Below are 20,212 nucleotides of genomic sequence, written 5' to 3' on the forward strand. Positions count from 1 at the left end.
GGAGGATCGGGCGCCGACCCCGGGGCCGCCCCCCCGGGCCCCCCGCGCCGCCGCGCACCGTCACGCCCCCCAGGCGGTCCGCGGCGGCGCGGGTGAGACGGTCCCGCGGACCGTCTCGCCCGCGATGCGGGCGGCACCGTCGTCCTCCCCGGCTTCGTGCACGGCCCGGGCGACCGCTGGTTCGCGCCCGGGCTGCGGCACCTGCTCGGCACGCTCGGTGCGTGGGTCGACGACGGGACCGCCCGGCTGTCCACCATCGCGTTCGACGACCTCGGCGCGCTGATCGCGCACCTCGCCCGCACCGCCACCGACGTCGACCGCGGCGTACTGTTCCACGCCGCCAACGTCACGGCTCGCACGGTGCGGGAGTTGGCAACGGACCTGTCGGGCAGGGACTTCCGGCCGCCCACCGAGTCCTGGTCGTACGACGACGCGCTCGTCCGGGCGGCCGGCGTCGGGCTCACCGAACGGCAGATCGACCTGATCGGCCGCGACCACACCCTCGACGGGACGCGGCTGCGGCGGCGCACCGGGCAGCGGCCACACCGTTGACGCCGTGACCTCTGCCGTGCCGGTGGCGCCGACACCCACCGGCACGGGGTGTCGGTGGCCGCCCGGTCCGGTCAGGCGTTCTGCGCGGCGCCCGGCTTCTTGTCGATGACGACGTGCTCGAAGCGGCTGCCGTCGAAGCTGACCTCGAAGGCCTTGCCGAAGCCGACGACGTAGCGGCCGGCGCGCGGGGTCAGCCGGAACAGGTGGAAGTCGAGGCCGCGGAGCAACTGGACCATCTTCGGGTTGGTGCTCTCACCGAACTTCTCGAAGACGCCCTCGTTCCCCTCCTCCGGCTGCTGCTCGACGTCGCAGACGAAGCTGGCCCGCTCGACCCCGAAGATGTTGGCGGCCGTCGACTCGTCGCCGTGGATCATCACCCGCGCGGTGTCCGCGTCCCGCAGGTACCGGTAGTGGTCGGCGACCTCGCTGACGTAGACGTACAGGGCGCCGTCGTCCGCGACGAACGGGGCGATCGACTGGAACGGCTCCCCGGTCTCGTCCTTCGTCGCGATGACGACGGTCTTGCGGGTGGCGAGGAAGTCGCGGTAGCCGGTCAGCGACTTCTCGAGTTCGGTATCGGTCAGCATCGGTTCTCCTCGGGGGTGGGGACATTCGCGGCAATGGTCCATTGCCGCCGGACCAGGTGAATTCGGGGGTGGCCGGTGCCGGGATGCGCCTGCACCTCGGCCTCCATGCCGTACACGTCGCGGATCAGGTCGGGGGTGAGCACCGCGGCCGGGGCGCCGTCGGCGACGACCCGACCCCCGGACAGCGCGACGATGCGGTCGCTGAACGTCGCCGCCTGGTTCAGGTCGTGCAGCACCATCAGCACCGAGATGCCCAGGGTCCGGTTCAGCGAGGTGACCACCTCGAGCACCTCGTGCTGGTGCGCGATGTCGAGGTAGGTCGTCGGCTCGTCGAGCAGCAGCACCCGCGGCCGTTGCGCGAGAACCATTGCCAGCCACGCCCGTTGCGCCTCGCCGCCGGACAGCTGCGACACCGGACGCTCCGCGAGAGCCTTCAGTTCGGTGTGCGCGATCGCCCAGTCGACGGCCTCCCCGTCGTCGGCGGTGGACCGTTCGTACCAGCGGCGGTGCGGGTGCCTGCCGTAGCCGACGAGTTCGCGGACCGTCATGTCCTCTGGCGCGGTGTTCTTCTGGTTGAGCATGCCGATCGCCCTGGCCCGCCTGCGGGCCGACCACGACGTCAGGTCCGCACCCTCCAACAGGACGGCTCCGGTGCGCGGGGCGAGCCGGCCGCTCAGCGCCTTGAAGATGGTGGACTTGCCGGACCCGTTCGGCCCGATCAGGGTGACCACCTCGTTCGACCCCACCGCGATCGAGACGTCGTCGACGATCCGCTTGTCGCCGTACCAGATTCCCAGGCCCCGCCCCTCGAGCAGCATTACCGCGCTCCCTGTCGACGCATCAGGTAGAGGAAGTAGGGGGCGCCGATCGCCGCCATGATGATGCCCGCGGGGATCTCGGTGGGGCTGAACGCGGTTCGCCCCACGGTGTCCGAGATCAACACCAACAGGGCGCCGACGGCGATGCTCATCGGGATCAGCACGGCGTGATTCGAGCCGACGATCATCCGGGCGATGTGCGGGACGACGAGGCCGACGAAGCCGATGATGCCGACCGCGGACACCGCGATCGCGGCCAGGAACACCGCAACCAGCGACAGCAGGATGCGGGTGAGGTTCACGCCCTCGCCGAGGTTGCGGGCGACGTCGTCGCCGAGCCGCATCACGTTCGCCGAGCGGACGCACAGCAGCGAGACGGCGAGACCGATCGCGATGTAGGGCAGGATCATCCAGACCGAGCTCATGCTCTTCGCGGCGAGGCTGCCGTTCATCCACTGGATCGCGGCGGGCAGGCGTTCGCTGTAGCGCAGCGACAGGAACGCGATGAACGCGCCCGCGAGCGCGTTGACCGCGACACCGGCGAGGATGATGTTCAGCGGTTTGATGCCATCGCGCCGCCATGCCAACGCGTACACGATCGTCGCGGCGACCACGCCGCCGACGAAGGCGGCCACCGGGATCATCGAGTGGTAGGCGGGGGCGGCCAGCAGGATCACCAGGACCAGGGCCGCGGCCCCGCTGGTGACCCCGGTCAGCCCCGGATCCGCCAGCGGATTGCCCATCACCGTCTGCAGCAGCACACCCGAGACCGCGATCGCCGACCCCACCAGCAGCGCCAGCAGGACCCGCGGCAACCGCACGTCCCACACGATCGTGTCGAACGACCCCGGCTCGCCCGCCCCCGACAGGATGGCGAGGATCTCCGCGGGCGAGATGTGCACGCTGCCCAGGCCCAGGCTGACGACGGTGGCCACGGCGAGCAGGATCCAGGCGGCGGGCAGCGCCCACCGGGACCGGCCGCGGGTAGGGGTCGGGGCCGACCCCGCGGTCGACGGGTCACCCGCGGGCGGCGCGGCCTTCGCGGTCGGCGGGGCGCTCACGGGGTGAGCACGCCCGCCAGGGTCGGCACGGCCCTGTCGAGTCCGGTCACCGAGGTGTAGCCGAAGGTCGCGTAATCGAGGACGTGGATGCGGTCGTTCGCGTACGCGGGCAGGCTCGTCCACGCCGGGTTCTTCGCGACCTCCGCGTCGAACGCGGCTTGACCGGCCGCGACGTCGCCGGAGCGCAGCACCAGCACCACGTCGGGCGCCGCGGCGATGATGTTCTCCAGGTTCACCGCGCTGAACGTCTCCGTCGCGCCGAGCGCCGAGTCGGCGACGTTGTCGGCGCCGGCCAGCTGGATCAGGCTTCCGAGGAAGGAGTTGTTGTTCATCACCATGAAGGAGTCCGCGGCGCCGATCAGGACCAGCACCTTCTCGCCCGGGGTCCCGGACTCGGCGAGCCGCGCGGCGTGGGTATCCATCGTGGCCAGGACCTCGGCGGCGCGGTCCTGCCGGCCGAAGGCCTCGCCCAGCACCTGCACCGCGAACCGCAGGTCGCCGAAGCTCTCGGTCTCGAGGTAGGCGCCGGGGATGCCGGTCGACGTCAGGGTGGCCGCGACCGCCTCCCGCGCGCCCTCGGCGGCGACCACCAGGTCCGGGCCGAGGCTGACGATCTTCTCCACGTCGAGCGCCTTCACGGTGCCGATGCGCGGCACGGAGTCCAGCGTCGTCGGCAGCTGCTGCGTCGTGGTGGACGGCACACCGGCGACCGGGACACCGAGCAGGGTGAGCACCTCCGCCAGCGGCACCGAGGCGGTGACCACCGTGGCCGGCGGGGTCGCCGGGAACTGCGCGAGGGCCGCGTCCCGGCGCGCGGTGTCCTCGGCGGCGGTCGCGGTGCTGGTGGCGGCGGCCGCGGTCGACGCGGGCGCGTCGCTGCCGCAGGCGGTGGCCCCGGCGAGGGCGGCGAGGCAGACGAGGGCTGCGGCGATCGGCGTGGAACGGTGTCGCACGGGGGTGCACTCCTCGGGTGGGCGGCGAAGCTCGGCAATTAGGTGAGGGTACCCAAATGCAGGGCAGCCTGCGCTAAAGAGTTCGTCGCGGACCCTTGAGCTGTCAAGTCGGGGTCCCACGCACGGCGACAGTTTCCGGCCGGTGCCGCCTACCCGTGTCGACGGTCGGCGAGCGCGTTGAGCGCACCGGCCATCGCCGGCGCCCGATCCGTGGTGACCGTCAGCCGCTGCCCGTTCGCGGCGGTGAAGACGAGAGCAGGCCCGGTCTCGGTGACGACGCCGTAGTTACCGCGACCCTTGGCCCGCAGACCCCAGCCACCGAAGTCGCGGAACGGCGCCACCTCGGTGACCTTCGCGCCCTCGAGCTCGTCGACGCCGTACCCGAGCGCGCACATGCCCATGTTGAACACCCGCAGCCCCGACTCGTCGACCACCACCCGGAACCGCAGCAGCCCGATCACCAGCGCGCTCACCGGCAGGAACACCGCCATCAGCCACCACGACCCCGCCAGTCGGCACAACCCGACCGTCACCAGGGCGGCGACACCGACCAGCACCGCCGTGGTGCCGGTCCCCAGGCCGACCCGGGCCACGATCGGCAGGTCCACCGGCCCGCGCGGCAACCGGGCGTCGGGCGCCGCCGTCGCCGACCGCCGTTCCCGATGGTCCCGCAGCAGGGACGCCCCGACCACGCCGACCGCCCCACCGACCAGGATCCCGACCACGATCGTCGTGGTGGACAGTCGCGCGTCGGCCGGATCGGTGAGATCCAGATTCGCGGCCAGCAGGCCGAGCCACAGCGTCAGCATCAGCCCGGTGACGGCGGACCCCACGATGACCATGGTGCGGCGCATCATCAGCATCGCCTGCGCGAGCGCGGCGACCGCGCTGGAGCCGCCCCCGACCAGGACGATGACCAGCACGAACGTCCATGCCGCCGACCCGGTCGCGGTGAAACTGTCGGCGCTGCCGCCGACACCCCAGTGGATCGCGAGGGTGTCCGGCAGCCGGGACCGCAAGGTCAGCTCGGTGACCAGCACCGTTGCCGCGGACAGCAGGGGCACCGCGACCCCGAACACCACACCGGCCGGGTCGAACGACCGCGATTCGCTCATGGCCGGATTATGCGCCCCGCGCCTACTTGGTCTCGTTCGGATGGCTCGTGTGCACCTGCTCCAGGAACACCGTGCGCTCCTGGACGTAAAACCAAATGCGCGCGGTACCCCTCGCAGTCGGCTTGTGCTGCCAACGTTGGTGGCTCGTGCCGCCGCGCGAGATCACCCCGAGCTCACCCTTGAGTCGATAGTTCGTTGGTGTCGTGGACAGGGGTGTCCGCGTCAGGAAGTCCCAGGTCTCTGTCATCGGGTTGCGGATGGTCGCGACGAGGTCCTGCCAGCCTCTACGCGCATCCGAGGTCGCAAACCGGAGCTCGTACTCACTCTTCTTCGGAGGTCGGGAAACCAACTCGCCCTTCTTCGCTGCCACCACGATCAGGGACGCTCCACGCTCTTCTCCTCGTCGAGCCATTCGACGTCGGCGCCGCCAAGCCCCGCCGCCACAGCCGTGGCCGTCTCCTTCCACGATGTCAGCTCGGCCATCGCCAGATGCGGCTGGTTGGTGGAGAACGAGGCGCGCGCGGCATCGACGAGGTCTTGGGCGCAGGACTCCCGATCCGCCGGCGACAGCGCAAGCATCCAGGGGAAGGCCCTGCTCATTCGGTCGGCGAGAGAACCGGTGTCGTCAAGGGTGACCGTGATGAGTTGGGCGGCGAAGTTCAGCAAACGAGTACGACCCTCCGCCTCGCGCTGCGACATCAACACCAGCGCTTCGCCGTCGCGCCGGGTCACCGTCACGGGGTGCTCCTCGGCCTCGGCGAAGACCTCGGCGGAGTGCTTGCTCAGGTCCGAGGAACGCCTGGTCGTCATGGCTGCGCTGGTCATGCAGCAATGCTATTCGGAATATATTCGGAAGTCTAGGGAGGTCCTCCGGCGCGGTGCCTGGGCGATCAACCGGCGTCCGGTTGCCGGAGGGGAGTCAGTGCGGCAGGCAGGCGCCCTTGAGGGAGCAGGAACCGCAGGAGTCGGTGCCGCAGTCCGCGGCGGCCGCGGCGTCCGCGGGCGACTCGGTTGCGCACACCGAGACGGTGGCGTCGGGCGCGGTGGCCTCGTGCCCGCAGCCGCAGGCGTCACCGCAGCCCGCGGGAGCTGCCGCCGCGGCGGCCCTGGCTCCGATGGCGCCGCCGTAGCCGGCGGTCACCAGCGCGGCGACGACGGCGACCGCCGCGACCGCGAGGCCACCGACGGTGGGCAGAGCCAGCGCGCCGACCCCGCCGATGACCAGTAGCAACGCGGCCGCGGCCAGCGTCGGCCCGGCGATCCGATTGGCGAGGGTGAAGGCCTCCTCGGAGGCGAGGGTGTCGGGGGTGCGGACCCCGGCCCAGCGGTTGCGCGGCAGTCGCCCGGTCATCCCGGCGACCGCGACGCCTCCGACGACGACGGCGACGACGAACAGCACGCTTGCAACGATGAGCACGACCACCAGGGTACGTCGGGGGCCGTCCCGTGGGCGTCCGAGGGTGACGCCCTAAGCTGGTCTCGGGAAATCCTGCCCGGAATCCGGGCGCGGACGCCCCTGACCGCGGAGCCCGCGGCGACCGGCCGCAGCCGTGTCCACCCTCGCAGGCTCCTCAGACCCCCGCGCAGAGAAGACAGCGAACAGTGACCGAGTCAGTGCAGCAGCCAGGCGGCGACGCGACCCCCCAGCACCGCTACACCGCGGACCTCGCGGGCCGTATCGAGGCGCACTGGCAGGACCAGTGGCGCGAGCGGGGCACCTTCAACGCCCCCAACCCGGTCGGTGATCTCGCCGGTGAGCTGCCCGCGGACAAGCTGTTCGTGCAGGACATGTTCCCGTACCCGTCCGGTGCGGGCCTGCACGTGGGTCACCCGCTCGGCTACATCGCGACGGACGTGTTCGCCCGGTTCCACCGGATGAACGGGCACAACGTGCTGCACACCCTCGGGTACGACGCGTTCGGACTGCCCGCCGAGCAGTACGCGGTGCAGACCGGCACCCACCCCCGCACCACCACCGAGGCGAACATCGCGAACATGACGCGGCAGTTGCGCCGTCTCGGTCTCGGGCACGACGAGCGCCGGTCCGTCGCCACCACCGACGTCGACTTCTACCACTGGACGCAGTGGATCTTCCTGCAGATCTACAACGCCTGGTACGACACCGAGCTGAATCGGGCCCGCCCGGTTGCCGAGTTGGAGGCGGAGTTCGCCGCGGGCACCCGCTCTCCCGCCGACGGCCGCGCCTGGGCGGACCTGTCGGCCGCCGAGAAGCATGCCGAACTCGACTCGTACCGCCTTGTCTACCAGTCGGATTCGATGGTCAACTGGTGCCCCGGACTGGGTACGGTACTGGCCAACGAGGAGGTCACCGCCGACGGACGCTCCGAGCGCGGCAACTTCCCAGTCTTCCGGAAGCACCTGCGGCAGTGGATGATGCGGATCACCGCCTACTCCGACCGGCTCACCGACGACCTCGAGTACCTGGACTGGCCGGAGAAGGTCAAGTCCATGCAGCGCAACTGGATTGGACGCAGCCAGGGCGCCCGGGTCAAGTTCGCCGCGCATCGGGAGCAAGCCTCCGTTGCCCCGGACTACGACATCGAGGTGTTCACCACCCGCGCCGACACCCTGTTCGGAGCCACCTACGTCGCGCTCGCCCCCGAGCATGACCTCGTCGACACGCTCGTCGCCGACGTGTACCCCGACGGCACCGACCCGCGCTGGACTGGTGGCGCCGCGACCCCGACCGAGGCGGTCGCCGCCTACCGCGCCGCGATCGCCGCGAAGTCGGACCTCGAGCGGCAGGAAAGCAAGGAGAAGACCGGCGTCTTCCTCGGTTCCTACGCGGTCAATCCGGTGAACGGGCACAAGGTTCCGGTGTTCATCGCCGACTACGTGCTCACCGGGTACGGCACCGGCGCCGTGATGGCCGTGCCCGGCCACGACCACCGCGACTGGGAGTTCGCCACCGAACTGGGCCTGCCGATCGTCGAGGTCATCGCGGGCGGCGACATCACCGAGGTCGCGTACTCCGGCGACGGCCCGCTGGTGAATTCCGACTATCTCGACGGGCTGAGCATCGCCGAGGCGAAGAAGGCCGTCATCGCCCGACTCGAGGCCGACGGCCGCGGCGAGGGCACCATCCAGTACAAGCTGCGGGACTGGCTGTTCGCCCGGCAGCGGTACTGGGGTGAGCCGTTCCCGGTCGTCTACGACGAGCAGGGGCTCGCGCACGCGCTGCCGGATTCCGCGCTGCCGGTGGAACTTCCGGAGGTCGAGGACTACGCCCCGGTGTCCTTCGACCCGGACGACGCGAGCTCCGAGCCGTCCCCGCCGCTGGCGAAGGCGTCGGACTGGGTGAACGTCGAGCTCGACCTCGGCGACGGCATGCAGAGCTACCACCGCGACACCAACGTGATGCCGCAGTGGGCGGGCAGCTCCTGGTACCAGCTGCGCTACATCGACCCCACAAACTCGGATGCGTTCTGCGCCAAGGAGAACGAGCAGTACTGGATGGGTCCGCGGCCGGAGCTGCACGGCCCGAACGATCCCGGCGGCCTCGACCTGTACGTCGGCGGCGTCGAGCATGCGGTGCTGCACCTGCTGTACTCGCGGTTCTGGCACAAGGTGCTCTTCGACCTCGGGCACGTCAGCTCGTCCGAGCCGTACCGACGCCTGTACAACCAGGGCTACATCCAGGCGTACGCGTACACCGACAGCCGCGGCGTGTACGTGCCTGCCGCGGACGTCGTGGAGGAGGGCGGCAAGTACTTCTACGAGGGTGCCGAGGTTAACCGCGAGTACGGCAAGATGGGCAAGTCCCTGAAGAACGCCGTTGCGCCGGACGAGATCTGCGACGACTACGGCGCCGACACGCTGCGCGTCTACGAGATGTCGATGGGCCCGCTGGACACCTCCCGGCCGTGGGCCACCAAGGACGTCGTCGGCGCGCAGCGGTTCCTGCAGCGCGCGTGGCGCACCGTCGTCGACGAGGAGACCGGGGCGCTGCGCGTCACCGACGCCGAGCCGACCGAGGACACCCTGCGGGCGGTGCACCGGGCGATCGACGGGGTCACCGCCGACTACACGGCGCTGCGCGACAACACCGCGATCGCGAAGCTGATCGAGCTGACCAACCACCTCACCAAGGCGTACCCGGACGGGGCGCCGCGGGCCGCGGTGGAGCCGCTGGTGCTGATGCTGGCACCGGTCGCGCCGCACGTCGCGGAGGAGCTGTGGTCCCGGCTCGGTAACGAGATCTCGCTGGCGCACGGGCCGTTCCCGACCGCGGACGAGAGGTGGCTGGCCCTGGATTCCGTCGAGTACCCGATCCAGGTCAACGGCAAGGTTCGCAGCCGCATCACCGTTGCCGCGGACGCCGACCCGAAGACCATCGAGGCCGCCGCCCTCGCGGACGAGAAGATCGTCGCGTTCCTGGAGGGCAACGCCCCCCGCAAGGTGATCGTCGTCCCGGGCAAGATGGTGAACGTCGTCAAGTAGGCGAGCCGCCGCATCCGATGAATGGGGGTTCATGCGTCACGTCCGGCAGGCGAATGACCCATGAACCCCCATTCAACGGGCGGCGGGGCGCGTGTCGTGCCGGTACTCTTCGATTCTGAAACGTGTTCTAGAAATCGAAGGGAAACCGGCATGGCACCGTCACGCGAGAGCATTCAGGCCACCATCGAGTCGTACGTGAAGTCGGTCGCCGGGGGCACCGTCGACGACGTGCTCGCGCTGTACGCGCCGGGCGCGACCGTCGAGGATCCGGTCGGCACCGAGCCGCGCACCACCGAGGCGGCGCTGCGCGAGTTCTACGGCATCATCGAGCCGCTCGAGCAGACCGTCGAGCTCGGCATCGTCAAGATCGCCGCCGACCACGCCGCGTTCAACTTCACCCTCACCACCCACATGGGTGAGCAGAAGGTCGAGATCTCCGTCATCGACGTGATGACCTTCGACGACGACGCCAAGATCACCAGCATGAAGGCGATCTGGGGCCCCGAGGACATGGTCGCCCGCTGACCAACCCGAGGTTCCGTAATGTCACATTGGGGAACGTCACGTGAGCCAATGTGACATTACGGAACCCGAACGGGGTGTCAGGCGGCGCGGGCGAAGGTGGCCCAGGCGCGGGCCGCGATCCGTCCCCCGCCCGCGACGGCGGTGAGCACCACGTCGATGCGCGGCTCCCCGTCCGCGGTGTACTCCTGCAGCACCTCCCCGGTGCAGGAGAGCGCCTCGCCCGCGGCGACCGGCTCGACCAGCCGGGTCCGGAACCGGCGGACCGACTCGGCGCCGAGCCAGTCGGTGGCGTAGTTCGCGAGCAGCCCGACGGCCGCGGTGTCCCCGCCCGACCCCTGGGTCCAGGCGTCCGCGATCAGCCTGCCGTCCGCGTCCCGGTACTCGGTGAGGCGGTCGTGGTCGCCGTCGCGGACGGTGACCCGGAGCAGGTCGCCCGCGCGGGGAGGCAGCCCGAAGAACCGGCAGTCGCGTTCGAGCGGCAGGTCGTGCCCGCCGGCGACGGGGTCGGTGCCGCACAGGTAGGTCGGGGGGACGACGGGCCGGGAGTCCCGGTAGGCGGTGTTGGTGCACCCGGTCGCGTCCGCGAACGCGCGAATCCTGTCGGGGTCGACGACGAACCGGCCGTCCTCGTGCTGCAGGGTCTCCATGCGTTGCCTCCGATCGGTGCCGATGACCGACGCTAGGCCCGGCGCCGCGCCAGCCGTCGCCCGGTTCCCGCTGATCGGGAGCCCGGCACTGTCGCTCCCGCCCGCCGACGTCGGCCGGAAACCGGGCTGGCCGCCGAATACCGGGAGCGAGCCCACTGACCGGGACATCGGATGGCATAGTGCCTGCTGGCACTCGATCCTGTCGGGGCCCGTTTCGTCAGGAGGAATCACACATGAGTGCAGAACAGACCGCTGTCGCCGAGCACATCGAGCTGTCCGGTCCCGACGCCGCCACCTTGCGCAAGGTGATGAGCCACTTCTGCACGGGTGTCGCGGTGATCACCGCGCACGACGGCGAGCGCCCCCTCGGGTTCACCTGCCAGTCCGTGGTGTCGCTGTCGCTCGAGCCGCCGTTCGTCTCGTTCTGCCCGACGAAGACGTCGAAGAGCTGGCCGCTGCTGCGCGAGGCCCGGCACCTGTGCATCAACGTGCTCGCGCACGACCAGAAGGACATCTGCGGCCAGTTCGCGACCAGCGGCGCCGACAAGTTCGCCGGCGTCTCCTGGTCGACGGCCCCGAACGGTGCGCCCGCGCTGGACGGCACGCTGGCCCGGATCGACGCGACCGTCGAGGTCGAGCACGACGCCGGTGACCACACCATCGTGATCGCCCGCATCACCGACCTGACCGCCGACGTCGATCGTCAGCCGCTGCTCTTCTTCAAGGGCGGCTACGGAGACTTCGCCGCGCACTGACCGGCCCGGCCCCGGTCAGGAGCCGTCCGCGAGCGATCCGGCCGCCGACCCGGATCCGAGTCCGGGCTCGGCTCCGGTCAATACCGGCAGGAACGTGTCGGCGATCACCTGGTGTCCCTCCCTGTTGGCGTGAATGTCCTTGTAGGGGGTGCACATCCATGTCCACCGGCAGATCTGGGCGACATTGTGCGGCACCTCCCCGATGCCGGGGAGGGTGACGGGGTTGCCGAAATCGTTGTTGGCGAACGCCGCTGCGACGTCGGCGGTCTTCCAGTCCGCGGACGCGTTGGCGTCGGCGATGGTGGCGCTGAGCACGTTGTTGGCGACGGCGGTGGCGTTGGCGACGAGCCTGCCGGTGCCGCCGCCGATCCAGCCGGCGAGGGCCGGGTCGTAGTAGGTCATCCCGACGTAGCGGACGTCCGGGCCGCCCGCCTCCGTCAGCTGACTGTTCATCGTGGCGATGTTCTGCCGAATCGTCGCGAGTTCGTCTGTGATGCACCCGATGTCGGGTAGCCCGCCGGACCCCGATCCGCTGAGGCAGTGGTTGACGTCATTGCCGCCGATCCCCTCGCTGACGTACCGGACCTGCCCGCGATGCTCGGTGAGGAACCGTGTTGCCGCGTCGAGTTGCGAGGTCGCATCCGGGTACACGCACCTGCCGCCGTTCATCATCGTCTCGGTGGTCTCGCCGGCGCAGCCGAGCCGGACGTGTTGCAGGGTCGGCTCCTCGGCGCGCAGTGCGGCGTAGATCCGGTCGGTGTACGCGAAGTCCTCGTTGGTGGCGGTGTCCGGCTGGTATCCGGTGGCCAGGGAGTCCCCGAGCGAGACGTAGTACGTCGGGGCGGGCGTCGGGTCCGCCCCGGCGGGCGCGACCGAGAGCAGGAGCGCGGCGGCGGCCGCGGATGCGAGGGTGATCAGGGTGTGACGCATGGGCGAACCTCCGTGGGTGGGCTGCCCGCGAGGCTAGGCCCCGCCCGCGATGTCCGCCGACGTTCGCGCGGAATCGTTACCGCCCCGCGCGCACCGAAACGACAATTACGGTTCCACTGGTAACGGAATTGTCCTAGGCTCGGGTGACCCGCGACCGGAGGACATCGACGTGACCAACCCCGACGTGCTTGCGCCAGCCAAGCTCGGCCCGATCACCCTGCGCAACCGCATCATCAAGTCGGCCACCTTCGAGGGGAAGACCCCGAACGCCCTGGTCACCGACGACCTCATCGAGTTCCACCGGCGCCCCGCCGCCGGCGGGGTCGGGATGTCGACCGTGGCCTACTGCGCGGTCGCGCCCGAGGGCCGCACCGAGTACGGGCAGCTGTGGATGCGGCCCGAGGTGGTGCCCGGACTGCGCAGGCTCACCGACGCTATCCACGCAGAGGGGGCCGCCGCGTCCGCCCAGATCGGCCACGCCGGGCCGGTGGCCAACGCGAAGTCGAACGGGTATCCCGCCCTCGCTCCGTCCCCCTCCTTCAATCCGCTGAGCATGAAGATGACGCGGTCCGCGACCCGGGACGACATCGCCCGGATCACCGCCGCGCACGCGGACGCCGCGCGGCACGCGATCGAGGGCGGCTTCGACGCCGTCGAGATCCACTTCGGGCACAACTACTTCGCCAGCTCGTTCCTCAGCCGGGCGACGAACCATCGCAAGGACGGCTACGGCGGGTCGCTGGAGAACCGGGCCCGCATCGTCCGGGACATCGCGCTCGCCGTCCGGGAGGCGGTCGGCGACCGAATCGCGATCCTCGCGAAACTGAACATCGATGACGGTGTCCCCGGCGGCTTCTGGGTCGACGAGGCGATCCAGGTCGCGCAGTGGCTCGAGGCCGACGGCGGGCTGGACGCGCTGGAGCTGACGATGGGCAGCTCGCTGCTCAACCCGATGTACCTGTTCCGCGGCGACGCCCCGGTGCACGAGTTCGCGCAGGCGATGTCGCAGCCGCTGCTCCGGGCCGGGGTGAAGGCGGTCGGCAAGAAGTTCATCCGCACGTACCCGTACGAGCCGCTGTTTATGCTCGAGTCCGCCAGGCAGATCCGCGCCGCCGTCGACCTGCCGCTCGTGCTGCTCGGCGGCGTCACCGACCGGGCGGGCATGGACACCGCGATGGCGGAGGGGTTCCAGTTCGTCGCGATGGCCCGCGCCCTGCTCCGCGAACCCGACCTGGTCAACCGGATCGCCGCGGACGAGCGCACCCGGTCGCTGTGCATCCACTGCAACAAGTGCATGCCGACGATCTTCTCCGGCGCTCGCTGCGTGCTGGTGGAACGGAAGTAGCCGCCGCCCTGCGCGGTTGGCCGGTCAGCGCCCGGTCGGGCGCAGCACGATCTCCGTCGGGTGCGCGTCGCGCGGCGCGTCCACGGCGCCCCGGACCGCCCGCGCGACCGAGGCGGTCGCGAGGAACCGCGCGGGCTCGTAGGTCCCGCCCTCCGCGGCGACGATCGCGCGCTGCATGTCGGTGTCGATCCGCCCCGGGTGGACGGAGGTGACGCGCAGCGCCGGTTCCTCCGCGCGCAGGGCATCGCCGAACGCACGCAGCGCGAACTTGCTCGCCGCATAGCCGCCCCATCCCGGGTTGGCGCGTAGGCCCGCACCCGAATTGATCAGCACCACATGGCCATTCGCGGAACGGAGCGCGGGAAGTAGCAGCCGGGTCAGCTCGACGACGGCAAGCACATTGGCCTCGTACATGTCCCGCCACGCCGCGATCGGGGTGCCCTCGACGGTGCCGATCTCCGCGACGCCTGCGTTGTGCACCAGGACGTCCAGCCGGTCGATGCCCGCGACCGCAGCGGCAACGGCGGCATGATCGGTCAGGTCCACCGGCCATCCGCGGGCCGAGTCGAGTTCGGCGACGATCGCGGTCAGCGAATCCGCCGTGCGGGCACCGAGGAGGAGGTCGTGGGTCGGGGCGAGCTCACGGGCGATGGCGGCGCCGAGGCCGCGGCCTGCCCCGGTGATCAGTGCTGTCGGGCGCATGAGTCGAACGATAGGCCCCCGGAGCGGGACTCGGTCGATCGAGTCGACGGTGCATGTCGCGCGCTGCGGGGTGGCCGGGTCGTACCTAGACTCGAGAGGCCATGATCACCCCGCGCCGACGGGCGAAGGAGGTAGCGCGTCAGCTACATTCTGGTTACGAGTCTGGTGCCGTATCGGCGCCGTGGTCCGTGTTGTTCCACCGGACCGTGCGGACCCGGGCGAGCAGGAAGGAAGTCGCGAACATGGGATCCGGCAAGGAATCGAAGGGGTCCGGTGCAGCACCGGGCGGGAAGTCCGGGGGCGTCCCGTTCGCCGTCGGCGACAGCGTGGTGACCAGGGCCGACCCGGTGTCGGGCAAGGGTGATCCGACGCAGGAATCCGGCGTCATCGTCGACGATTTCGGTGGTGCGCTGGTCGAGGATGAGGCCGACTACGGCCGCGACTGGGCGCTCGCCAAGCGGTGGGCGATCAAGCTCGACGACGGGCGGCTGGTGTTCCGCAGCTCCGACGAGGTGTCCCGGCCCAAGGGCTGACGCACCGGCAACTCCCCGGCCCGGCGGGCATGGCGCCCCGGCGGGCCGCACACTGGTGGGCATGTCGGATCCCGGTTTCACGCCAACCCAGCTCGCGGCGCGCGCCGCCTACCTGCTGCGGGGCAATGATCTGGGAACGATGACCAGCGCCGCTCCCCGCCTGTACCCGCACATGTGGAGCTGGGACGCGGCCTTCGTCGCGGTGGGGCTGGCGCCGCTGAGCGTCGAGCGGGCCGTCGTCGAGCTCGACACCCTGCTCTCCGCGCAGTGGCGCAACGGAATGATCCCGCACATCGTGTTCGCGAACGGTGTCGACGGCTACTTCCCCGGGCCGGACCGCTGGGCGACCGAGCTGGCCGCGGCCGCCCCATCGACACCCCGGACCTCCGGGATCACCCAACCCCCGGTGCACGCCATCGCGGTGCAGCGGATCCTCGACCACTCCCGCAGGCACGGCCGCAGCACCCGCGCGGTCGCCGAGGAGTTCCTCGATCGCCGGTGGCCCGACCTGATGCGCTGGCACCGCTGGCTCGCACACGCCCGCGACCCGAAGGGGTCGGGCCGGGTGACGCTCTACCACGGCTGGGAGTCCGGTATGGACAACTCCCCGCGCTGGGATATGCCGTACGCCAACGTGATACCCGGGCCGGTGCCGGCCTATCGGCGTGCCGACACCATCATCGTCGAGGACCCGGCGCAGCGGCCCAGCGACGCCGAATACGACCGCTACCTGTGGCTGCTTGAGGAGATGAAGCAGGTCAGCTACGACGACACGGACCTGGCGTCGGCGATGAGCTTCGCGGTCGAGGACGTGTTCGTCAGCGCGATCTTCGCGCTCGCCTGCGACGTGCTCGCCACCATTGGCGAGGAGCATGCGGCCCCGCGCGCCGACGTCCGCGACCTGCACGAGTGGGCGGCCCGGTTCCGCGCCGGGGTCGTCGCGACCACCGACCCGCGGTCCGGCGCGGCCCGCGACCTCGACCTGCGGTCCGGACGGTGGATCGGCACCGACACGCTCGCGACGTTCGCGCCGCTGCTATGCGGCGGCCTGCCCCGCGACAGCGAACGGGCCCTGCTTCGGATCTTCGAGGGGCCCCGCTTCTGTGGGCATCCGGACCTGAAGTACGCGGTGCCCCCGTCGACGTCCCCGGTGTCCGCGGACTTCCGGGCCAGCGAGTACTGGCGCGGGCCGGTGTGGCCGGTGATGACGTGGCTGTTCTCCTGGGCGTTCGCGCGTCGCGGCTGGGCCGAGCGGTCCCGGCAGCTGCGCGCCGAGGGTCTCCGTCAGGCCAGTGACGGCAGCTTCGCCGAGTACTACGAGCCGTTCACCGGGGAGCCCCTCGGCAGCATGCAGCAGTCGTGGACGGCGGCGGCGGTCCTGGACTGGCTGGGCTGAGCGGGGACTGGCTGGGCTGAGCGGGGACTGGCTGGGCTGGGCGGGCCGCGTTCGAACAGGCGATAACGATTGTGTCGGCCGCCACATCACGGTTCGGGTATCGGTCTAGGGTCGTGCCATGACGTCGCCGCGCCGTGGTCGTATCCGACCTGCCCGTCGTATCCGACATGTCATCCGGTTCGCGCCACTGGTGGTGGCGGGGGCGCTTGCGATGGGCCTGCCCGGGGTGGCGGCCGCCGGACCCGTCAAGGGGCCGGACGTCGCGTCCTGGCAGCACCCGGGCGGCGCGGGCATCGATTGGTTCGCCGTCCGCGCGTCGGGGCATCAGTTCGCGATGGTCAAGGCCACCGAGGGCCTGAACTACGTCAACCCGTACTTCGTGCAGGACGGGATCGGGATGCGGCTCGCGGGCATGGTCCGCGGCGCCTACCACTACGCCGACGTCCGGGCGTCCCCGGAGGCGCAGGCCGCGTTCTTCGCGGCGACCGCGTTCCCGGTGGTCAGCGGCGGCCTTCCGCCGGTGCTGGACCTCGAGGACGCCAAGGGGCTGCCGCCGGCCGCGGTGATCGACTGGACCCGCCGCTACCTGAGGGCGGTCGAGTCGCTCACCGGGGACAAGCCGATCATCTACACGTACCCGCACTTCTGGCGGACCGCGATGGCGAACACCACCGAGTTCTCGCACTATCCGCTGTGGATCGCCGACTACAACGGCAAGAACCAGCCGGGACCGCTGCCCGGCGGGTGGTCGCACTGGACGTTCTGGCAGTACACCGACTCCGGCCGCATTCCCGGCGTCAACGCCGCGATCGACCTGAACATCTACGGCGGCGGCCTCGGCGACATCAACCGGTTCTCGAACCCGTTCGGCTCATAACTCAGGTGCGCTACGACCCGACCGCGCCGCCCGCGCCGCGCCACACGGCGACCACGGACGGTCGCGGCTGCGCGGCGCCGCCGTCGGGCCAGTGTGACTGAGGCCTGTCGGCGCTTGCTCCGTCGACCTCGCCAGGATGCTGCACACACAACACGACCCGCCGGCCGTCGACGATGGGGCCGCACGTTTCGCCGCCCTTCGGGACGGTGAGGAACTGCTTGGTCTCGCCGCGCCGCTCCCCCTCCAACGCGACCGCGAACAGGCCATCGTTCGACTTGAGTGCGTTGCCGTCGGTGGAGATCCACAGGTTGCCGTGCGGGTCGAACGCCAGGTTGTCCGGGCAGGAGATCGGGCTGACCTGTGTCTTGTCGAAGCCGCCGAAGTAGGTGTCGGCGGCGGCCGGGTCACCACACACCAGCAGCAGGTTCCACACGAAGTCGGTGCCCGCGTGGTCGTCCTCGATCTCGAGCACCTGGCCGTTCTTGTTGTTGCTGCGCGGGTTCGCCTCGTCCGCCTGCGCCTTCCCGTCGGTGCCGCGCTGGCTGTTGTTCGTCAGGGCGACGTACACCTTGCCGGTCTTCGGGTTGGGCTCGAAGTCCTCGGGCCGGTCCATCTTGGTTGCGCCGACCTTGTCCCCGGCGATCCGGGTGAAGACCGCCACTTCCTCGGCCGACATGTCGTCGACGAGGGACTCGCCGCGGCCGTCCTCCCCGGTGCGCAGGATCGGGATCCACTCTCCCTTGCCGGAGAACCGGCCGTCGGACGGCAGCTTCCCAGAACCGTCGACCTCGTCGGGTGAGTCACCGCTGAGCTTCGCGACGTACAGGGTGCCCGCATCGAGGATCGTCAGGTTGTGCCGCATGCTGGCCTGTCCGCCGCCGGGCACCATCTTGCGGCTGGAGACAAACTTGTACATGTAGTCGAACCGCTCGTCGTCGCCGCTGTACGCGACGACGGTGCCGTCACCGGTGACGTGGATGGTCGCCGCCTCGTGCTTGAACCGTCCTAGGGCGGTGTGCTTGATCGGCGTCGACGCCGGATCCCACGGGTTGACCTCGACGACATAGCCGAACCGGTTGGCCTCGTTGGGTTCCTGCGTGAGGTCGAAGCGGTGGTCGAGGCGTTCCCACTTGCGTTCGCTGGCGTCGCCGGACAGGCCGTACCGCTTGAGGCGCGCGGCCGCGGTGGCGTCGGTGACCTGTGCGGCGTTCGCGAAATACTGGTTGAAGTTCTCCTCGCCGGACAGCACGGTGCCCCACGGGGTGAGCCCGCCCGCGCAGTTGTTCAGGGTGCCGAGGACCTTGGTTCCGGTCGGGTCGGCGGACGTCCTGAGCAGTGCCGAGCCGGCCGCCGGACCGGTGACGTGGAATTCGGTGGTCGCGGTGATGCGGCGGTTCTGCGGGCCGAATTCCGGGGTGAGACGGCCGGACTGAAAGTCGCCGCGGACCTTGACGACCGACAGGCCGTGCGCGGCGAGCCCGATCCGGATCTGCTCGTCGGTCGGGTTCTCGGGGTCGTAGCCGTGGAACATGAACGGCTCGGTGCTGTACTCGTGATTGACGACGAGCAGGTAGGCGAGCGGCTCCCCGGGGATCGGGAGCAGGCCGGCGAAGTCGTTGTTGAAGCCGAACTGCCGCTCCTGTGCCGCGGCAGTCTGGTTCGCGAAGTCGAAGGCGGGCGCGTCCGGCAGCACCGGGTCACCCCAGCGGATGACGACGGCCTGCTCGTATCCGGCGGGGACGACGACCTCGTCGAGGGTGTTCGGCGCGACCGGGGCGAACCCCATTCCCGGCGCGGAGCTGCCGCCTTCGAGTGAGCCACCGCCCAGCGAACCGGTCTGCGCCGTCGCGTCGTTCGAGCACCCGGCGAGGACACCACCCGCCCCGACCGCAAGGACGGTGGTCGCGCCCGCCTTGAGTGCCCCGCGCCGCGACAGGACGGTGCGCACGATGTCGCCGAAATACCCGCCGCCCGAGGTGTTGGGCACGTCGTGGGAACAGGCGTCGCCGCACTTGTAGCGGCAGGTCACGTTCGACCGCGAGGACTGGCCGTCGTGAGTCACGAAAAGGGCAAGGGGCTTGAGCTTCACAGGTACTCCTGGCAGAAGGGCGACGACCCGGCGACCGTAGAAGGCGCAAGTAATGGAATGGGAACGTCCGGGTGAACGCGCACCCAACGTGGGTCCGACTGCCGGGGACCGCGGTTACAGCACCTGCGAGAGGAAGTTCTGCAGCCGTTCGGTCTGCGGATCGTCGAACAGTGCGTCGGGTGCACCCGTCTCCACCGCGACGCCGCCGTCCATGAACAGGACGGTATCGGACACCGTTCGCGCGAAACCCATTTCGTGGGTGACGACGATCATCGACATGCCGCCCGCGGCCAGGTCGCTCATCAGCGCGAGGACCCCCTTGACGAGTTCGGGGTCGAGTGCGGAGGTGGCCTCGTCGAAGAACATGATCTCCGGCCGCATCGCCAGCGCCCGCGCGATCGCGACCCGCTGCTGCTGCCCACCGGACAGGTTCGCCGGCCGCGAATCCGCCTTCGCGCGCAGCCCGACGAGGTCGAGCTGTTCGAGGGCCAGTTCGCGCGCCGCGTCCCTGGTCAGGCCCCGCAGCTTCCTGGGTCCGAGGGCGACGTTGTCGGCGACGGTGCGGTGCGGGAACAGGTTGAACTGTTGGAACACCATGCCGATCCGCTGCCGCAGCGCGTCGGGGTCGTCGCGCAGCACCGAGCGGCCGTCGAGGAGGATGTCGCCGGCGTCGGGTTCGTGGAGCCGGTTGAGCACCCGCAGCAGCGTCGACTTCCCGGACCCGGACGGGCCGATGACCGACGTGGTTGCCCCGGCGTCGACATGGACGTCCACGCCGCGCAGGATCTTGTTGCTGCCGAACGCGAGGTGCAGTCCGGTCCCGGTCAGGGATCCGGAGCGGGTGTCGGCGGTGGGTGCGGTCAACG

General features: G+C 70.4%; 21 protein-coding genes. 8 read left to right on the plus strand and 13 right to left on the minus strand.

Annotated elements, in window-relative coordinates; translation table 11 throughout:
* Positions 1-156: 156 nt before the first annotated feature.
* On the plus strand, positions 157-552 hold the full coding sequence (locus tag ACFWPA_RS18350; protein ID WP_378571359.1) for a hypothetical protein: 396 nt from the start codon (positions 157-159) through the stop codon (positions 550-552).
* 71 nt (positions 553-623) lie between these two features.
* On the opposite strand, the gene ACFWPA_RS18355 is transcribed toward ACFWPA_RS18350, so the two are convergent.
* From ACFWPA_RS18355 to ACFWPA_RS18390, 8 genes are all read right to left on the minus strand, one after another.
* Positions 624-1,139, minus strand: a complete 516-nt coding sequence (locus ACFWPA_RS18355) for a HugZ family protein (RefSeq protein ID WP_378508652.1) — start codon at positions 1,137-1,139, stop codon at positions 624-626.
* Positions 1,133-1,957, minus strand: coding sequence for an ABC transporter ATP-binding protein (locus tag ACFWPA_RS18360; RefSeq protein WP_378508651.1), 825 nt, complete (start codon positions 1,955-1,957; stop codon positions 1,133-1,135). Before ACFWPA_RS18360 ends, ACFWPA_RS18355 begins: the two co-directional genes overlap by 7 nt.
* The gene (locus ACFWPA_RS18365) at positions 1,957-3,018 is read right to left on the minus strand and encodes a FecCD family ABC transporter permease (protein ID WP_378571361.1); all 1,062 of its coding nucleotides are present in this window, start codon (positions 3,016-3,018) and stop codon (positions 1,957-1,959) included. The genes ACFWPA_RS18360 and ACFWPA_RS18365 overlap by 1 nt, the downstream gene beginning before the upstream one ends.
* A complete protein-coding gene (locus ACFWPA_RS18370) occupies positions 3,015-3,971 on the minus strand; it encodes an ABC transporter substrate-binding protein (protein WP_378508649.1) in 957 nt (318 codons plus the stop codon). Before ACFWPA_RS18370 ends, ACFWPA_RS18365 begins: the two co-directional genes overlap by 4 nt.
* Before the next feature lie 149 nt (positions 3,972-4,120).
* Positions 4,121-5,086 (minus strand): DUF1648 domain-containing protein, encoded by a 966-nt coding sequence (locus tag ACFWPA_RS18375; protein WP_378508648.1) that lies wholly within the window; start codon positions 5,084-5,086, stop codon positions 4,121-4,123.
* A gap of 22 nt (positions 5,087-5,108) precedes the next feature.
* Entirely contained in the window at positions 5,109-5,498 is a 390-nt protein-coding gene (locus ACFWPA_RS18380) for a hypothetical protein (RefSeq protein ID WP_378508647.1), read from the minus strand.
* On the minus strand, positions 5,462-5,911 hold the full coding sequence (locus ACFWPA_RS18385; protein ID WP_378508646.1) for a prevent-host-death protein: 450 nt from the start codon (positions 5,909-5,911) through the stop codon (positions 5,462-5,464). Before ACFWPA_RS18385 ends, ACFWPA_RS18380 begins: the two co-directional genes overlap by 37 nt.
* 94 nt (positions 5,912-6,005) lie before the next feature.
* Entirely contained in the window at positions 6,006-6,503 is a 498-nt protein-coding gene (locus tag ACFWPA_RS18390; protein WP_378571363.1) for an SdpI family protein, read from the minus strand.
* 185 nt (positions 6,504-6,688) lie between these two features.
* Between ACFWPA_RS18390 and leuS the strand changes: the two genes are divergently transcribed.
* Entirely contained in the window at positions 6,689-9,547 is a 2,859-nt protein-coding gene (gene leuS, locus ACFWPA_RS18395) for a leucine--tRNA ligase (protein ID WP_378508644.1), read from the plus strand.
* Positions 9,548-9,697: 150 nt separating this feature from the next.
* Positions 9,698-10,072 (plus strand): nuclear transport factor 2 family protein, encoded by a 375-nt coding sequence (locus ACFWPA_RS18400; protein WP_378508643.1) that lies wholly within the window; start codon positions 9,698-9,700, stop codon positions 10,070-10,072.
* Positions 10,073-10,149: 77 nt separating this feature from the next.
* On the opposite strand, the gene ACFWPA_RS18405 is transcribed toward ACFWPA_RS18400, so the two are convergent.
* Positions 10,150-10,719 (minus strand): hypothetical protein, encoded by a 570-nt coding sequence (locus ACFWPA_RS18405; protein ID WP_378508642.1) that lies wholly within the window; start codon positions 10,717-10,719, stop codon positions 10,150-10,152.
* Positions 10,720-10,952: 233 nt separating this feature from the next.
* Here ACFWPA_RS18405 and ACFWPA_RS18410 point away from each other — a divergent pair, with 233 nt between their 5' ends.
* Positions 10,953-11,474, plus strand: coding sequence for a flavin reductase family protein (locus tag ACFWPA_RS18410; protein ID WP_378508641.1), 522 nt, complete (start codon positions 10,953-10,955; stop codon positions 11,472-11,474).
* Positions 11,475-11,489: 15 nt separating this feature from the next.
* Here ACFWPA_RS18410 and ACFWPA_RS18415 read toward each other — a convergent pair whose 3' ends face one another.
* Positions 11,490-12,404 carry an SGNH/GDSL hydrolase family protein gene (locus ACFWPA_RS18415; RefSeq protein WP_378571365.1) on the minus strand — a complete coding sequence of 305 codons (915 nt, stop codon included), beginning with the start codon at positions 12,402-12,404 and terminating at the stop codon, positions 11,490-11,492.
* 169 nt (positions 12,405-12,573) lie between these two features.
* Between ACFWPA_RS18415 and ACFWPA_RS18420 the strand changes: the two genes are divergently transcribed.
* Positions 12,574-13,749 (plus strand): NADH:flavin oxidoreductase, encoded by a 1,176-nt coding sequence (locus ACFWPA_RS18420; protein ID WP_378571367.1) that lies wholly within the window; start codon positions 12,574-12,576, stop codon positions 13,747-13,749.
* A 24-nt stretch (positions 13,750-13,773) separates the two neighbouring features.
* Here the strand turns inward: ACFWPA_RS18420 and ACFWPA_RS18425 are convergent, their stop codons facing one another.
* Entirely contained in the window at positions 13,774-14,451 is a 678-nt protein-coding gene (locus ACFWPA_RS18425) for an SDR family oxidoreductase (protein WP_378571369.1), read from the minus strand.
* A gap of 242 nt (positions 14,452-14,693) precedes the next feature.
* Here ACFWPA_RS18425 and ACFWPA_RS18430 point away from each other — a divergent pair, with 242 nt between their 5' ends.
* From ACFWPA_RS18430 to ACFWPA_RS18440, 3 genes are all read left to right on the plus strand, one after another.
* Positions 14,694-14,984, plus strand: coding sequence for a hypothetical protein (locus tag ACFWPA_RS18430; protein ID WP_378508637.1), 291 nt, complete (start codon positions 14,694-14,696; stop codon positions 14,982-14,984).
* A gap of 61 nt (positions 14,985-15,045) precedes the next feature.
* Positions 15,046-16,380 carry a glycogen debranching protein gene (locus ACFWPA_RS18435; protein WP_378508636.1) on the plus strand — a complete coding sequence of 445 codons (1,335 nt, stop codon included), beginning with the start codon at positions 15,046-15,048 and terminating at the stop codon, positions 16,378-16,380.
* A 118-nt stretch (positions 16,381-16,498) separates the two neighbouring features.
* The gene (locus tag ACFWPA_RS18440) at positions 16,499-17,257 is read left to right on the plus strand and encodes a glycoside hydrolase family 25 protein (RefSeq protein ID WP_378571371.1); all 759 of its coding nucleotides are present in this window, start codon (positions 16,499-16,501) and stop codon (positions 17,255-17,257) included.
* A 10-nt stretch (positions 17,258-17,267) separates the two neighbouring features.
* Here the strand turns inward: ACFWPA_RS18440 and ACFWPA_RS18445 are convergent, their stop codons facing one another.
* Both ACFWPA_RS18445 and ACFWPA_RS18450 read right to left on the minus strand, forming a co-directional pair.
* Positions 17,268-19,346 (minus strand): PhoX family protein, encoded by a 2,079-nt coding sequence (locus ACFWPA_RS18445; RefSeq protein WP_378571373.1) that lies wholly within the window; start codon positions 19,344-19,346, stop codon positions 17,268-17,270.
* Between the two features lie 114 nt (positions 19,347-19,460).
* Positions 19,461-20,210 (minus strand): amino acid ABC transporter ATP-binding protein, encoded by a 750-nt coding sequence (locus ACFWPA_RS18450; protein ID WP_378571375.1) that lies wholly within the window; start codon positions 20,208-20,210, stop codon positions 19,461-19,463.
* Positions 20,211-20,212: the final 2 nt, after the last annotated feature.

Origin of the sequence: Rhodococcus sp. NPDC058505 (assembly GCF_042720095.1) — a bacterium.
Classification (GTDB): domain Bacteria; phylum Actinomycetota; class Actinomycetes; order Mycobacteriales; family Mycobacteriaceae; genus Rhodococcus_G.

Excerpts from the sequence above, each read along its gene's own strand:
- ACFWPA_RS18355 (WP_378508652.1), bottom strand. The coding sequence starts at position 1,139 with ATGCTGACCGATACCGAACTCGAGAAGTCGCTGACCGGCTACCGCGAC.
- ACFWPA_RS18360 (WP_378508651.1), bottom strand. The coding sequence starts at position 1,957 with ATGCTGCTCGAGGGGCGGGGCCTGGGAATCTGGTACGGCGACAAGCGG.
- ACFWPA_RS18375 (WP_378508648.1), bottom strand. The coding sequence starts at position 5,086 with ATGAGCGAATCGCGGTCGTTCGACCCGGCCGGTGTGGTGTTCGGGGTC.
- ACFWPA_RS18380 (WP_378508647.1), bottom strand. The coding sequence starts at position 5,498 with ATGGCTCGACGAGGAGAAGAGCGTGGAGCGTCCCTGATCGTGGTGGCA.
- ACFWPA_RS18385 (WP_378508646.1), bottom strand. The coding sequence starts at position 5,911 with ATGACCAGCGCAGCCATGACGACCAGGCGTTCCTCGGACCTGAGCAAG.
- ACFWPA_RS18400 (WP_378508643.1), top strand. The coding sequence starts at position 9,698 with ATGGCACCGTCACGCGAGAGCATTCAGGCCACCATCGAGTCGTACGTG.
- ACFWPA_RS18405 (WP_378508642.1), bottom strand. The coding sequence starts at position 10,719 with ATGGAGACCCTGCAGCACGAGGACGGCCGGTTCGTCGTCGACCCCGAC.
- ACFWPA_RS18410 (WP_378508641.1), top strand. The coding sequence starts at position 10,953 with ATGAGTGCAGAACAGACCGCTGTCGCCGAGCACATCGAGCTGTCCGGT.
- ACFWPA_RS18415 (WP_378571365.1), bottom strand. The coding sequence starts at position 12,404 with ATGCGTCACACCCTGATCACCCTCGCATCCGCGGCCGCCGCCGCGCTC.
- ACFWPA_RS18425 (WP_378571369.1), bottom strand. The coding sequence starts at position 14,451 with ATGCGCCCGACAGCACTGATCACCGGGGCAGGCCGCGGCCTCGGCGCC.
- ACFWPA_RS18430 (WP_378508637.1), top strand. The coding sequence starts at position 14,694 with ATGGGATCCGGCAAGGAATCGAAGGGGTCCGGTGCAGCACCGGGCGGG.
- ACFWPA_RS18435 (WP_378508636.1), top strand. The coding sequence starts at position 15,046 with ATGTCGGATCCCGGTTTCACGCCAACCCAGCTCGCGGCGCGCGCCGCC.
- ACFWPA_RS18440 (WP_378571371.1), top strand. The coding sequence starts at position 16,499 with ATGACGTCGCCGCGCCGTGGTCGTATCCGACCTGCCCGTCGTATCCGA.